The sequence below is a fragment of the Nostoc sp. C110 genome (genome assembly GCF_043099725.1).
GTDB classification, from domain to species: domain Bacteria; phylum Cyanobacteriota; class Cyanobacteriia; order Cyanobacteriales; family Nostocaceae; genus Nostoc; species Nostoc muscorum_A.
This window is the reverse complement of sequence record NZ_CP171148.1, coordinates 1,311,689-1,326,431: the sequence shown is the minus strand read 5'-3', so window position 1 is coordinate 1,326,431 and position 14,743 is coordinate 1,311,689. Positions and strand designations below refer to the sequence as shown.

The 14,743-nt window shown below is 40.9% G+C and carries 8 protein-coding genes; 3 read left to right on the top strand and 5 right to left on the bottom strand.

The genetic code is table 11. The annotated features are described in order from the left end of the window. Positions 1–24 precede the first annotated feature (24 nt). Positions 25–1,332, bottom strand: a complete 1,308-nt coding sequence (locus tag ACFFRD_RS11330) for a mannosyltransferase family protein (RefSeq protein WP_392481530.1) — start codon at positions 1,330–1,332, stop codon at positions 25–27. Between the two features lie 447 nt (positions 1,333–1,779). Here ACFFRD_RS11330 and dxr point away from each other — a divergent pair, with 447 nt between their 5' ends. Then, on the top strand, positions 1,780–2,976 hold the full coding sequence (gene dxr, locus ACFFRD_RS11325) for a 1-deoxy-D-xylulose-5-phosphate reductoisomerase (protein ID WP_392481529.1): 1,197 nt from the start codon (positions 1,780–1,782) through the stop codon (positions 2,974–2,976). Positions 2,977–3,129: 153 nt separating this feature from the next. Here dxr and ACFFRD_RS11320 read toward each other — a convergent pair whose 3' ends face one another. Next, positions 3,130–3,543 carry a hypothetical protein gene (locus tag ACFFRD_RS11320; RefSeq protein WP_392481528.1) on the bottom strand — a complete coding sequence of 138 codons (414 nt, stop codon included), beginning with the start codon at positions 3,541–3,543 and terminating at the stop codon, positions 3,130–3,132. A gap of 339 nt (positions 3,544–3,882) precedes the next feature. Here ACFFRD_RS11320 and ACFFRD_RS11315 point away from each other — a divergent pair, with 339 nt between their 5' ends. Then, complete coding sequence (locus ACFFRD_RS11315) at positions 3,883–4,080, top strand: hypothetical protein (RefSeq protein WP_114083805.1); 198 nt, start codon at positions 3,883–3,885, stop codon at positions 4,078–4,080. Between the two features lie 115 nt (positions 4,081–4,195). Here ACFFRD_RS11315 and ACFFRD_RS11310 read toward each other — a convergent pair whose 3' ends face one another. After that, positions 4,196–4,696, bottom strand: a complete 501-nt coding sequence (locus tag ACFFRD_RS11310) for an acyl-CoA thioesterase (RefSeq protein WP_392481526.1) — start codon at positions 4,694–4,696, stop codon at positions 4,196–4,198. Positions 4,697–4,813: 117 nt separating this feature from the next. Here ACFFRD_RS11310 and ACFFRD_RS11305 point away from each other — a divergent pair, with 117 nt between their 5' ends. Next, positions 4,814–6,883, top strand: coding sequence for a CHAT domain-containing protein (locus ACFFRD_RS11305; RefSeq protein WP_392481525.1), 2,070 nt, complete (start codon positions 4,814–4,816; stop codon positions 6,881–6,883). A 435-nt stretch (positions 6,884–7,318) separates the two neighbouring features. Here ACFFRD_RS11305 and ACFFRD_RS11300 read toward each other — a convergent pair whose 3' ends face one another. After that, positions 7,319–7,663: a DUF1815 family protein gene (locus ACFFRD_RS11300; protein ID WP_012412199.1), complete on the bottom strand. Its 345-nt coding sequence runs from the start codon at positions 7,661–7,663 to the stop codon at positions 7,319–7,321. A 900-nt stretch (positions 7,664–8,563) separates the two neighbouring features. Then, on the bottom strand, positions 8,564–14,563 hold the full coding sequence (locus ACFFRD_RS11295) for a response regulator (RefSeq protein ID WP_392481523.1): 6,000 nt from the start codon (positions 14,561–14,563) through the stop codon (positions 8,564–8,566). Positions 14,564–14,743: the final 180 nt, after the last annotated feature.

Here is a 14,743-nt window from a genome sequence, read left to right as displayed (position 1 = left end):
TCTCACCAATAAAGAATCAAACCTCTAACCAACCCAACGTTCTTGGGCAAATCCTACAGCTATTTTGGCTAGTAGTGTCATAAAAGCGCCCAAGATTAAATATCCCTGACGAGGATGGCGAGATAGCAGCACACCAATGGCTATATTCAAAGGCACAATACCATAAGCGAGACGGCTCAAGGAGATAGTACCTCCCGAAGCTAGCAGCAAACCAATACCGCAAAAGCCATAAATAACGGTAACTGCGGTCAGTTGCGTGCGTAAGCGCCATAACACATAGCCACCACCCAAGACCATGAATAAGTTGAGCAAGTTATTGATCCACTCTTCGCTTGCTAGGAGCAACAGAGATAAGAGTAAAGCATAAAAGCCATAGAATAATTTCACAAAATTCAAATGTTGACGGAAATGCCATAAAAGATAGCCACTGGCAACAATCACGCCTAATAACAATAGATACCAGGGGTCTGCAATCCCACCAGATGGTTTTTGAATCCAACCATATTGCCAGTTTTTTGTGCCAACTATAATTTGCATCAGCATATTTAACCAACCCTGCCAATCAAACCCCAGATTGGGCCGCCATCCTCGTTGTGCTTCGATAAAAGCTAAAGGGTTGCCAAAATAAATCGCACAATAAAAACTGAATAGAAGTATGCCAATAGCGGTAACAAAACCAGCAATATAGGCTATGGGTGGTCGGCGTTCTTTCCACGCTGCGATCGCTAATGCTGGAATTAGTGCCATACCTGTAGGACGTGTTGCTGTCGCCATCGCTCCCCAAAGCCCAGTCCAGCCATACTGCTTTTGATCAAACGCCCGCAAAGCCGATGTACTCAAAAACAAATACAGCCCCTCTGTGTAAACCACCCCCGTAAACATGGATGATGGATATAAAGAAACTACAGCAGCAGTCCAGTGCGCCGCATTGATACCATAATGCTCCTTAACCCAAAAATACAAACAGTAAAGCGCTGCGAAAAATGCCAGATTGTTGACTAACGTACCTGCTAATTCAAACGGCAAGCCCAGTTTCATCAAAACCCAGATGCTTAAGGGAAACAGGGGAAAGAAGGCAAGATTATGTTGCTTACCGTCATTCACAAATTCATATCCAGAAGTTGCGATCGCTCGATAATGCATACTATCCCAGGCATCAAAAACCTCCCAGCCAAAACGGGGTAAAAATTCCTCTGGTGGTAATGGTAGTTTTGGCGCAACCAGCAACATAGCAGTCCAGATGAATATTCGACTGGCAAGCCATATTGCTGCTGGAAATAGGAAATCATTTTTCCATAAAACTTTTTTTATAACTATTTGAACTTTGACCATAGGGTTGAGTGCTTCAACAAACTCCTTTCTGCATCCTTTTACCTATGGCTGTAACACAGCAATTTATGAGTAATATTTTGCATATTAAATCCTCCACCAACATAATTAACAAACTGGACAAATTAGCAATTAATTGAAATTATTTCCTATTTGGTTACTTTTGCCAATTCTCTAGAAGTTCATCTTTAAAAATATAGTATTTATAAGTACATTTTTTGTCTAGTTATATGAAAGTTGAGCAAATTTAGTACTTTATGGCTAGCAGTCTATCGAGTTAAAATCACCGATTGGGGTTGACCCAGCCAGGAAAGTATGGGTAAATTTCCCTGATCTTCCTATCCCCGCGTCTCTCCTTGTCTGCGTCAGTGTATCGATTATAGTCATTGCTGTTATTAAAGAGTCCCCAGCAATTTATAGTGGGAGTTGTCTGTAAATCCTTAAGCAATTGTGAAAGCGATTACTCTTGTTGGTTCCACTGGTTCTATCGGTACTCAGACTTTAGATATTGTCACTCAGTACCCAGATCAGTTTCGGATTGTGGGATTGGCAGCTGGTAACAATGTAGAGATGTTGGCTGCTCAAATTCGGCAGTTTCGACCGAAAATAGCAGCAATTTGCTCAGAAGATAAATTACCAGCGCTCAAAGAAGCACTCATTGACCTCGATCCCCAACCGATTTTACTAGCAGGCGAGGCTGGAGTGATAGAAGTAGCTCGCTATGGCGATGCTCAAACTGTTGTCACTGGGATCGTTGGTTGTGCTGGTTTGCTACCCACGATCGCAGCTATTGAAGCTGGTAAAGATATTGCCTTAGCAAATAAAGAAACCCTGATTGCTGGGGCCCCTGTGGTTCTACCCTTAGTTGAAAAACACGGTGTAAAATTACTCCCAGCCGATTCCGAACATTCGGCAATCTTTCAATGTCTCCAAGGTGTGCCAAAATCTGGCTTGCGAAAAATCTTGCTGACTGCATCTGGTGGGGCTTTCCGAGACTGGGATGTAGAAAAGTTAGCAGATGTAACCGTTGCTGACGCTCTCAAGCATCCTAATTGGTCGATGGGGCGGAAAATCACAGTAGACTCTGCTACTTTGATGAATAAAGGACTGGAAGTAATTGAGGCTCACTTCCTGTTTGGGTTGGATTATGACAATATCGAAATTGTCATTCATCCCCAGAGCATTATTCACTCGCTGATTGAACTGCAAGATACTTCCGTTTTAGCCCAACTCGGTTGGCCGGATATGCGCTTACCCTTACTGTATGCTCTATCTTGGCCCGATCGCATCTATACCAACTGGGAACGACTAGATTTAGTCAAAGCTGGAAATTTAACCTTCCGAGAACCAGATCACCAAAAGTATCCTTGTATGCAGTTGGCTTATGCTGTGGGTAAAGCTGGTGGTTCGATGCCAGCTGTGTTAAATGCTGCAAATGAGCAAGCTGTAGCTTTATTTTTAGATGAAAAAATTCGCTTTTTAGATATTCCCCGGTGTATCGAATGGGTGTGCGATCACCATCAAAATGATAACCGGGCAAATCCCTCTTTAGATGACATTTTGGCAGCAGATAAATGGGCAAGACAAGAAGTTTTAACAGCTACTGAAAAGTTAGAAGCTCACCCGCGCATAATTTCTGTGCGATAAAAACCTTTACTCAGATACTCAAAAAGCTGATTTTCTGGTTCTTGAACATTTCTTATTTAGCCTTCAGCATTAGCCTGAAGGCTAACTGCTAAATTCATTTTTTTCCATCCTCTACCATGCGTTACTAGATTCTTTATCTGAAAAAACTATTGATTAACTAGAGACATTTGTCTTTGGCTTTTCTAATAAGAAAATAATTCCTAAAACCGGGAAAAGTAAAGCGATTAGCTGCATTACTTTAAAGCCTCTTGCATCTGTTCCCAATGAGCTTAATAAAGATGGCTGGATGATTGAATGAATATTACCAAAAATATACCAACTATAGATTCCAAGTGTAATCCATTTTGCCCACATCTTTTCTTGAAATATTCCAACTATTGCGGCAACCGCCACGACAGAAGCGATCGCTAGAAAAAATGTTGTAGCAAAAGATGTCTCACCACTAGCAGTCTGACTTCGAGTTATAATCCAATTTATCATTGCACCAGTTGCACAAGCTAGGGCAACCAACAATAAATATACTAGGCTGTACCACTTTCCAAGTTTGGTATATATCTTTGTGGTCATACGTTCTACTTTGAGCCTTTTGATTCTTAGAAATCAAATAGGATATATCCTTATAAAAATATAACTATTATATTGTTGTAATTATTGATACAAGCTTGCCGATAGAAAATATTGCATAAATTCTGCCAAATTGCCAAATAAGTTGCCTCTCATCTGAATTATTGTCTCATTTTCAGATAATATGACATTGGCACAGTCAGACAAAAAATCTTGGCTTTAGTAGCTATTCCAAATTAGGTCTAATAGCTTTAGCACTAGTAATTTTTAGTTCAGATAAAATTACCCTTCCTGAATAAATATCCTCTCAGGTAAGGGCTATTGTTAAGGAATTTATATATTATGATTGCTACGTTGATTGTAGCTTGGATTGTCTTCGTAATATTGTGGAAGTTGTTGAAAGCCACTCTGAAGAACGCATTAACCATTGCCGCAATTCTGATTTTATTAAACATTAGTTTTGGCATTACTCCACAAGATATTTGGCATCACATCATGCAGTTTACTCAAAGTTTATCAAATATCCAAAGCGGCAAGTAAAAAGTAAGATTAATTAAATTCAGCACAAAATAACTAGACAAGTAGGGGAAATTCATGAATTGCCCCTACTTTAGCAACTTATTAAGGATAGTTAAACTCTGATACAGCGTACTGCTCAATCATTATTTAATGCTGAAATCTTGGCTAATGCATCCTTAAAACTTGGCGGCAACTGACGCATAATCTTGCCTCTTTCGCGATCTAAAGCTACTAAAGTCACCTTGGCAGTAACGTATAATTCTTGTCCATCAGTTGAGACAATGGCATAATCCCAATTAATTCGGACACCTGTTACCTCAGCCATGCGCGTTTTTACTACCACTGCCATACCCAATTGAATTGAACGATGATAACGCAACGACAGTTCTACAACGGGTAAATCACAACCTATCGCAACTAAATCAGCAAATTCAATCCCTATAGATCGCAAGCATTCAATCCGCGCTTCTTCCATCCAAGCTAGATAAGAACCGTGCCAGACAACACCAGAATAGTCAGTGTGGTGGGGTTGCACTCTTAGAGGATATTCAAACCAATTCCCAAATTCATGACTTGATGGATTGTCAAGGGCAGTGGTGGGTGGTAATTTTGGTTGGCTGGATTTTTCTTGTGACATTTTCACTTTTCTAAGCACCTATAAATTTTCCAAATATGGAATAGCATAAAAATTCATTGCGTTCCATAACTTAATTGATTTAATATTTACACTTCCGAGTATAGGGAGTGTTTTGTTATGCAGCCTAATCTCCGGTATGTTAGTCTTATTACTTTAACTATACTTAGTTTACTCGGTTTTGGGATGGCATACCCAGACAATAACCAGGTAAGTACAAATACAAGGTTGAAATATAACTTTGGAGAAAAAGCTCAAGCTTTACCCCAGAATAATCAGCTTTTAGAAATTGAAAGGCTCAATGAAGAAGCTATCAAAGAATCTCGGCAAGGTCAATCGGAAGAAGCGTTGCAGAGATTACAACAAGCACTAGCCATTACTAGAGAACGTGGAGAGCGCTCTTGGGAAGCGGTAACATTCAATAACATCGGCAGAATCTACCAAAGTCAAAGTAAGTATCCTGAAGCACTTCAATCCTATCAGCAAGCCCTATTAATTAATAGAGAACTTGGGGATCTCGTTCGACTTGGCAAAACCTACAGTAACATAGGTTACTTATTTGATATTCAAAATCAACCAGAGTTAGCAATTTTTTTCTACAAGCATTGCTTAATTAATCGTGAAAAAGCTCGCTTGAATCCATCAGCACTGAGTGCGCCACAACCAAATGCTTACAGCATAACTGTTAGCCAGACATATCGGATTTTGGGTGAACGATTGCTCAAACAAGAACGTGTTGCTGAAGCACAAAGGACAATGGATTTACTCAAAGTTGAAGAACTAGAAGAATATCTCCAGACTGTGCCAGGTAATAAACGTACTGTTAAAGGTATTAATATAGCAGCTACAGAAAAACCAATTAAGCAAAAGTTGGATCAAACTTTGGATAGTGCTGTTGCGTTGGGTAAAGAACTGACAAAACTACGGAAAATTTCTCCCAAGGAGCGATCGCTCGAACAGAAACAACGCATTGAGCAATTAGTCTTAAATCAACAGCAACTTTTGGATAAATTTAACGAATTTATTAATAGTCCTTCAGTGAAAGCACAGATAGAGCAAATTAGCCGTACAGCTAGGCGGCAAAATTTAGATTTGGAGAATCTCAACGAACTTCGGGATAATTTGGCGAGATTGCCTCAAAAATCTGCAATCCTCTATCCACTGATTTTAAAAGATAGCTTGGAATTGGTATTAGTCACTCCTGAATCCCCACCGATTCATCGCACCGTTGCTGTAAAACGCGAAAATCTCCATCAAACAATTGGTACTTTCCGCCAAGCTTTAATCAATCCCAGCCGAAATATCAAAGCACCTGCACGCCAATTGTATGACTGGCTAATTAAACCTATAGAAAAAGACTTGAAGCAATCAGGTACACAAACTCTGATTTATGCTCCAGATGAGCAGTTACGCTATATTCCTTTAACTGCTTTATATGATGGCAAACAATGGCTAGTGCAGCGTTTGGGTGTCAATCACATTACATCTGCCAGTCTGACTAACTTAAATACCCCACAAGAATCTACTTTGCGGGTTTTAGCTGGTGCTTTTACTAAAGGCAATTATCAAATTAAAGTTGGGAATCGACAGGTTGCTTTTGCTGGTTTACCCTTTGCAACGCAAGAAGTGGAAAATTTAGCTGCTACGGTTCCTGAAACTACGAAGCTTTTAGACGATGCTTTTAGCCCCAAAGTCGCTGTACCCCAAATGGATGATTATACAATTGTCCATTTAGCGACTCATGCAGCCTTTGTGGTCGGTAAACCAGAAGATTCGTTTATTTTATTCGGAAATGGCGATCGCGTTAACTTGAGAAATGTCGCTACTTGGTCACTCCCCCATGTAGATTTGGTAGTGTTGAGCGCCTGTGAAACCGGCTTGGGAGGTAAGTTAGGTAATGGTGAGGAAATTTTGGGCTTTGGCTATCAGATGCAACAAACCGGCGCAAGAGCCGCGATCGCCTCGCTGTGGTCTGTAGATGATGGTGGGACACAAGCGCTTATGAGTGCTTTTTATGGTATACTTACCACCGATAAGTTGACTAAAGCTGAAACCTTACGACAAGCTCAAGTCTCATTAATTACTGGAGATTGGAAAATAAGAAGCCACAATATACCCGTGGCAGCAGTGAGTAATTTTAGTCACCCGTACTACTGGGCATCCTTTATTTTAATTGGCAATGGACTTTAGGTGTTGGCCGTTTCCCATCTGTGTCAAAGGATGCCTTATTCAACTTTGTGGCTGATTGCCACCGAGAAAATTCATTAAAAATTCATAATTCATGACTTATAATTCATAATTTCTTTATGTAAACAGGTTTGAACCCAAGCATAATTATGTTGGTTGCTTGATAGTTGCAATTTTTCTTAACCTATTTTTTAGTTAGGAATTATGAATTAGTAATTACTAATTATTATGTTGATTCTGATTAACAGTGCGTTTTAACTTTCAGCTAAAAACTCAAAATCAGGCTCGTGAGGTTTTAGCAGATAGAAAAAAATAGGCGATGGGCTACGAGCCAATCACTTGATGGTAATGGAGAACAGACTGAGAGCGATCGCTAACTAAGCCATCATTACCAATTACCGATAATCGATTTCTAATTTGCGATCGACCTTTGGAACCTTAATATTTCTTGGCAAGAATTTTAGAGTCTGTATCGGTTTGCATAGATTGCTTGACAAGATCAGCCAGTTCGTCCAGTTGGCTAATTGCCTCTGCGCCTTCTAGCTTCATTAATTCGCGGTCATCCCGCATTTCTGTCCAAGTAATCCCGTAATCGGACACCAAAAACCGAATCAGGTGGTTATCACCCAGGCTAACCATAAACGATGCACTATTCATTTGGTCGCCACAGGTATAACAAGAAGCAGGATACCCGCGCCGCTCTAATACGACCGCCAAGGCTTGCAGGTTCATTACCAAGTCTTGGACGAATTGTCGATGTTGATGTGCTAGTCTCAGAAACACTTTTGTCCTCCAGACACCACAGTCATTTGAGTTTCTTTTATATTTTCTTTAGATTTTCTCATCCACTGGTATTGTAAACTATTCACTACAATTACCAGACAGATAATATTGAGTCGTTAATTGACTACCTTGTTTAGGGTAGTAGATCAGGGTTTTGAGCGCCGTATCAAACTATTCAGTTTGCAAATTAAAAATCTCGGACAGAATTGCTAAATTTAACTATATCTTTATACACTTCTGTCAGGGTAGATTCTTACATGAAGCATTCCGCTTTAAGAGTAACTTAAATCTAGCACTAGTCAAGTACAGAAAAGCTTCATATTTAGTTTTTACGGCTGATGTACAGCTAATTTCAGTGTTATTTAAGGCTATAACGTAGTTTTGCATCGTTATAGTGTCTCTTGCTTAGATGTTTAATCTGTTCTCTTTCTAACGTAGATTTTGGTATAAACCAATAATTAGGTATACCAAATTTCTTCCTCCCGTATATATAAAGTTGAGCAGATGACAGTGCAAATTTGAGATTCAGTACTAAAAGCAGATTAAGTATAGTACTTTATACAATCTTTACGTAATCGAAAGATTAAGTCTAAGTGTAGAATCCAGAATGGATCAACTTAACCTGACAGTATCTAAACTCAGCAGAGCAATGTTGCCATTTAGGCAATATTTTGAGCTATTTTGGGATTATCCTCAAAAAGTGAGATGAACCAAAGCAGATAAATTTGGAAAGATAATTATCTTAGTTTGGTTTTGCCACAAAAAATGTATGTATAGTGTATTTCGATTATTTATTCAAACTGAGTAATTATTTTTTATTGAAAGTCGGCGTGGGCATTAGTAACTCTTCCCTATACCTCAAAACTCCACCCAAAAGGGGATGGAGTTTTTCATTACTAACTAAACATTGCTCGTAGTGCTAACAAGTTTTTCCCCTTTTAACATCCGCGCCGCAGCTTCGAGGAGAGCTTCTTCAAGATAGGGCTTGGTAAAGTAGCCACTAGCACCGAGTTGAGCTGCAATTTGTCTGTGTTTGTCTGCACCCCGCGAGGTGAGCATAGCGATCGGTAGGTGGTTGAGGTTAGAGTCTTTCTGAATGCGAGAGAGTAATTCCAGACCATCGCAACGGGGCATTTCGATGTCGCAAAATACGATATCGCAAGGCAGACCGGAGCGGAGTTTATCCCAAGCTTCCTGTCCGTCACGCGCCTGTTCTACGCGATAACCGGCTTTGTTAAATGTCAGGGATAGCAATTCTCGGACTGTAATCGAATCATCGACGATCAGCACTGTCGGGTCAATCTTCGCAGGAGAAGTGTCTATGGGAGCCCCTTTCTGTTGCCAAGAATTGCCACCCATTTGTGTAGAAATCCGTCCCTGGAAGATGTCAATTATTTCCAGCACATCAGCAATAGGCATAATCCGACCATCACCCAAGACTGTAGCACCAGCGACACCAATGGGTTTAGGCGCTGGGCCTTCAAATTGCTTAATTACAATTTCTTGTTCGCTTAACACCAGGTCAATCTGTAGAGCAATCAAGGTATTTGCCGATCGCACCACAACCACAGAAACCATATCATCATCTCGCGTACCGCCATAGACATTACCGCGACTGATTTGGCGATTGAAGGTTAAAAGCTCTTTCAGGGGTCGGAATGGTAGTACTGTATCGCGCCAGGAAATAAATGATTGTCCATTGGCATCGTGCTGAATATTTTTCACTGGTATATCTAGCGTATCTTCTACACCATCCATCGGGAAGGCGATCCTGGAGCGATCGGAGACGCAGCAGAGAGCTTTACAAATACTCAAAGTCAGTGGTAGACGAATCGTGAAGGTGGTTCCCTTACCGATCGCAGAATCGGTGTTCACTGTCCCCCGAATTTCGCTAATCTCAGAACGCACTACGTCCATACCGACACCACGACCGGAAATTTCATCTGCTTGGTCTTTGATTGTAAAACCAGACTGGAATAGCAGATCGTAGACTTCCAGGCGAGACATGGCTTTTGCTTGCGCTTCTGTAATCATGCCAATCTTCACCGCCTTAGCCTTAACCTTGGCGGAATCGATACCTGCGCCATCATCGCCTACAGAAATGATCGTTTGGTTGCCTTGGTAGAAGGCACGGATAGTAATAATTCCCACAGGTGGTTTACCAGCAGCTTGTCGTTCTTCTGGCGTTTCAATACCGTGAGCGATCGCATTATTCAGCATGTGAGTTAATGGATCAGTCAGATGATCCAAAATCATCTTGTCAATTAAGGTATCGCCACCTTCGATTACCAACTCCACTTGTTTGCCACACTTGATAGCGTTGTCGCGCACTCCTCGCCGCCAGCGATCAATAGTTTGGGCAAAAGGAACCATTCGCGCTCTTGTTAATCCCTCTTGTAGCTGGGTAGTTACTTGGCGGAACTGCCTTGCGACTCGCTCGGTTTCTTCGGTGACAAAATCAATATCACTTGCCGACTCACGGACTCGCACAATGCGTTCGATCATCTGCTGTGAGAGTGTATGGAAGGGAGTAAAACGATCCATTTCTAACTCACTAAAACCCCTATCAGCATTGAAATCAGGCGCTTGTAAACCAGAGTCTTTCTTTTTGCGTCCAGCTAATAAAGAGGCTTCTAAGAGCGATCGCTCGTACAACTCTTGCATCCTTGCGCCCACATCCGAGAGTTGTTGTACCTGAATCAGCAAATTATCTAATGACTGCCGCAGCCGTTCATGATCTTGCTCTAAGGTATTGCGATTTACCACCAACTCCCCGACTAAATTACTCATATCGTCCAGTTGCTTAACTGGAACCTTCATCGTTTCTTCAAATCTTGCAGCCCGACGAGTAGAGGGACGGGGAGGTTTGCTGGTGTTCGATTTTGCTGCTGGTGAATGGGATATTGTTTGATCCGCTTCTGCCAACAACTTCTCCAAGTCACCAAATTCATCTATAGCTGGTGGTGGAACGTCATTTTTCGCCAAGACTGGTTGAGTATTGAAGGGTTGGCGTTGGCGTAGCCCGTCGTGGACATTGCTGTCGTTATCTGTACCGAGCAATTCTTCCAGGGCTGCAAAATCTACTTCTGGTATTGAGGTAGCTTTGGGGTTAAGTGCTACTTCCTCTCCTAGTAATGCTTCCAAGTCTGCAAAATCATCTTCTGGAGCAACTACTTCGACGGTTTCTGTAGTTACCAATTCTTCATCTGAGGCAAGAATAGCATTTTCGTCCTCTGACACTGTTACAGATTCAGATATCTCTCCTAAATCATATAAATCGGTTTCTACATCTTCCTGAATAATCGTTTGTGTGAAATCATTGACATCTTGCGAATCAATTGTTGCCGCGTTTTCTTCTAATTGTTGCTGGTTTGTTGCTTCTAATAGAGCAGTTTCTGTAAATAATAAAGCATTTGCAAAACCCAGATGTGTGTCGTCCAAATCCGGGTTTATTGGTAATTCAAAAGCAGTTTCTAAGTTATTGTTCTCTTCCGTTTCAAAATTTTCTAAGTTTGTTTGGGCTGAATTTGAAGTGTCACCAAAACTAATATCTAAAAAAGTTTCTGTAAGAGATACGTCCACAGTATTCTCTGTGGGTTCCATCTGAATATAGGTTGATGTAGCTACATCTTCAAACAGCAGTTGTGAATTTTCATCGAAAGAGCCAAACAAATCATCTGGTTGTTCTTGGACTGAATCTAAAGTTTCTGTAAGAGATACGTCCACAGTATTCTCTGTGGGTTCCATCTGAATATAGGTTGAGTCCGTAGCTACATCTTCAAATAGCAGTTGTGAATTTTCATCGAAAGAGCCGAACAAATCATCTGGTTGTGCTTGGACTGAATCTAAAGTTCCTGTAAGAGATAGTTCATCCACAGTATTCTCTGTGGTTTCCATCTGAATATAGGTTGAGTCTGTAACTGCATCTTCAAACAGCAGTTGTGAATTTTCATCGAAAGAGCCGAACAAATCATCTGGTTGTGCTTGGACTGAATCTAAAGTTCCTGTAAGAGATAGTTCATCCACAGTATTCTCTGTGGTTTCCATCTGAATATAGGTTGAGTCTGTAACTGCATCTTCAAACAGCAGTTGCGGATTTTCATCGAAAGAGCCGAACAAATCATCTGGTTGTGCTTGGACTGAATCTAAAGTTCCTGTAAGAGATAGTTCATCCACAGTATTCTCTGTGGTTTCCATCTGAATATAGGTTGAGTCTGTAACTGCATCTTCAAACAGCAGTTGCGGATTTTCATCGAAAGAGCCGAACAAATCATCTGGTTGTGCTTGGACTGAATCTAAAGTTCCTGTAAGAGATAGTTCATCCACAGTATTCTCTGTGGTTTCCATCTGAATATAGGTTGAGTCCGTAGCTACATCTTCAAACAGCAGTTGCGGATTTTCATCGAAAGAGCCGAATGAATCAAGTTCCAGATCAACAGCAGATATTTCTGAGGGCTGATGAGTAAATTCTGGAGCAAAATCTAAAGCTTCTGGTTGTTGCGCTCTGAGAGTTTCTTCCCCTAGATGCTGCGTGAAAAAAGGCATTTCCGGCGTGGAGGTATTGCTGATTACCGAGGAAATAGCTGACTCACTCTGTGCTAATTCATCAAATAAATCATCTCCAGAATCTGATGAGAATATCAAATCTAGCTGCTCTTCGTGCTGGAAATTGATATCCAATTCTTCCAAGCCGAAACTAGCTCTATCAGAAGGTATAGGTTGCTGACTGTCAGCAAAAATATCATCAGTTGTAGCAAACAAACTCTCCTCTAACGCCCTTTCTACATTCTGCTCAATTAAGGAATTGAAATCGTCCTGTTCCTCTGTAATTTCCTGATTCCAGAAGCTACTCAGATCATTTTCTGATTGAGAGAATTCAGGTGTTGTTACTGTAGATATATCAAATAAATCAACGATTTCTGATTTACTTGTAGGCAGTAGTGTCTCTTCTTCCATTTCAGCGAACAGATTGTCTGAAGAGAACCCTGTTTCCTGGGGTAATTCTATATAGTCACTAGGGGTAATTTCTTCTACCCAATTTGCATTTCTAGTTTCTGAGAATAAGTTATCAAAACTATTTGGTTGATTGGTCGATAGTTCCACATTGGCGAATGCCTCAGTTTCTGGTTGAGTTACTTCATCTGTAGGCAATATTTCTGTATCATCTAGTGCCAGTGTCAATAAATCTTCAACTACATCGTTTTTGTTAACACCAGCAAGCTGGTTTGTCTCACTTGGAATATCAATAAATTCTTGTAAATCTTCGGAAGAAGAGTCTAAATTTATATCAAGTACGTTAATAGAACTTAACTCTGGAATCGTAGCAGATGTTTGTTGATGTTGCGGTTCTGAATTCTCTTTTTCTAAGAAATTGTCGCCAAATAACAGGGATAAATCTTCCGTCGTGGCTGTAGTTGCTACTTGATCCAAGGAGAGTAAGTCAGATAAATCGCTATGAGCATCCTCAGCGTCAGTGTTGCTGAAATCAATTCCAAAATCATCGCTGGCAACAATATCTAAAGTTTCTTCTTGATGCCAACTTTCATCTAATTCGGGAGTCTCACCTGCAAATAAATCGGCAAGGGTATTTAACTCAGCTATTCCTACCTCTGGCCCATTGGGGTCAAGATTGTTACTGATTGGATGTGCTTCGTCATGTGTGGTGAAAGAAAAACTAGTGTGAGTTGCAGCGTTGAGTGGTGTCCCTTGTTGAACATAGGGGCGATCGCCTTTGACGTTGGCGTAACCAGACGCTCGCGGACTCACTAATGCTGCGCTATCGCTAGTATCTTTATCTAGATTAAATTCTTCGGTTGTTTGGGCTAGGTCTAACTGCTCGGTGTTCCCCTCAAAAATTGCCTCTGACGTAGTTTCTGTCAAAACCGCAGACTGTTCATCAAACAAATCAGGAGTAACTTCTAACAGATCAATTTCTGCCAAGCTCAAAAGCGCTTCTAGTTGCTGACTAATTGCAATTTCAGCTTCTCTACCTTGCAGGACTAATTCTTGAGCTTGCTTGATTTCGGTAATGACAATTTTAGCTAAAGTCAGATAACTATTTTCAGGATTGCCGATCGCACTAGCTGCTGCTTGACACAAACCACACCACTTGGACAAATTCCAAGTTTCACCAAGTTTGACTAACTGGTAACAGCATTGTTGAAGGTTTTGCCGAGTTGAGGGTGTTGTGGTTTGCTTAAACAGTTGCAACATTTCTCGCAGTGTTTGCAGCACTTGGGCTTGAAACTCGCCCCAATTATTATGTTCTTTAGCGGTGACTGGCGATAGCGCAGCGTTAGCGTCTCGCACCTGCTGAGGTGCTACTGAGACAGATATTTCTGGAGATTCCTGATGGGTGTCTTCTGCCAAGCTAGGAATATCTCGCCGCAGGAAAAGTTCTGTAAGTGTGGAGACATTCTCTACAGAGGTTGTGTGTAATTCTGTTGCGTCAGGATTGCTAGATACTCCACTTTTTCCTTGTTGTACAAGTAGTTCTAGATGTTCATACAACCATTGAAAGACTGGCTCTGTTTCTGACATCAAAGTATTCGCTGCATCTTCAGAAAGACCGTAAGGCCCGCTCAAATGCTCTAACAGCGATTTTAGGGTATCAGATACACCAAGAAATAAAGACTCTAACTTTTGGTCAATCTGAACCGGATTATCTTTAAGAACTTTAAAACAATCTTCCAGACGGTGGGAGGTATGCTGGATGCTAGTCAATCCAAGCATCGCCGCTCCTCCTTTGATGGAGTGAGCCGCCCGGAAGACTTCACTGATCATTTCCGGGTCGTTCAGGGTACCTTCTAGATTCAGTAACCCCTGCTCAATGGTATTCAGGTGATCCCTGGCTTCTTCGATAAAGTAACCCAAAATCCGCTGTTGTTGTTCCGGCAGCATAGCAAAAGTTATGAGTTATGAGTTGTTAGTTGTTAGTTGTGAGTTATGAGTTATGAGTTGTGAGTTATGAATTATGAGTTATGAGTTGTAATTTTTATTGCTAACTTTTTACTCCTAACTCCTAACTTTATTTCAAGTAGTGAGTTGTGATTTTTAGTTCTAACTCCTCACTCCTAACTC

Excerpts from the sequence above, each read along its gene's own strand:
- ACFFRD_RS11330 (WP_392481530.1), bottom strand. The coding sequence starts at position 1,332 with ATGGTCAAAGTTCAAATAGTTATAAAAAAAGTTTTATGGAAAAATGAT.
- ACFFRD_RS11320 (WP_392481528.1), bottom strand. The coding sequence starts at position 3,543 with ATGACCACAAAGATATATACCAAACTTGGAAAGTGGTACAGCCTAGTA.
- ACFFRD_RS11315 (WP_114083805.1), top strand. The coding sequence starts at position 3,883 with ATGATTGCTACGTTGATTGTAGCTTGGATTGTCTTCGTAATATTGTGG.
- ACFFRD_RS11310 (WP_392481526.1), bottom strand. The coding sequence starts at position 4,696 with ATGTCACAAGAAAAATCCAGCCAACCAAAATTACCACCCACCACTGCC.
- ACFFRD_RS11305 (WP_392481525.1), top strand. The coding sequence starts at position 4,814 with ATGCAGCCTAATCTCCGGTATGTTAGTCTTATTACTTTAACTATACTT.
- ACFFRD_RS11295 (WP_392481523.1), bottom strand. The coding sequence starts at position 14,563 with ATGCTGCCGGAACAACAACAGCGGATTTTGGGTTACTTTATCGAAGAA.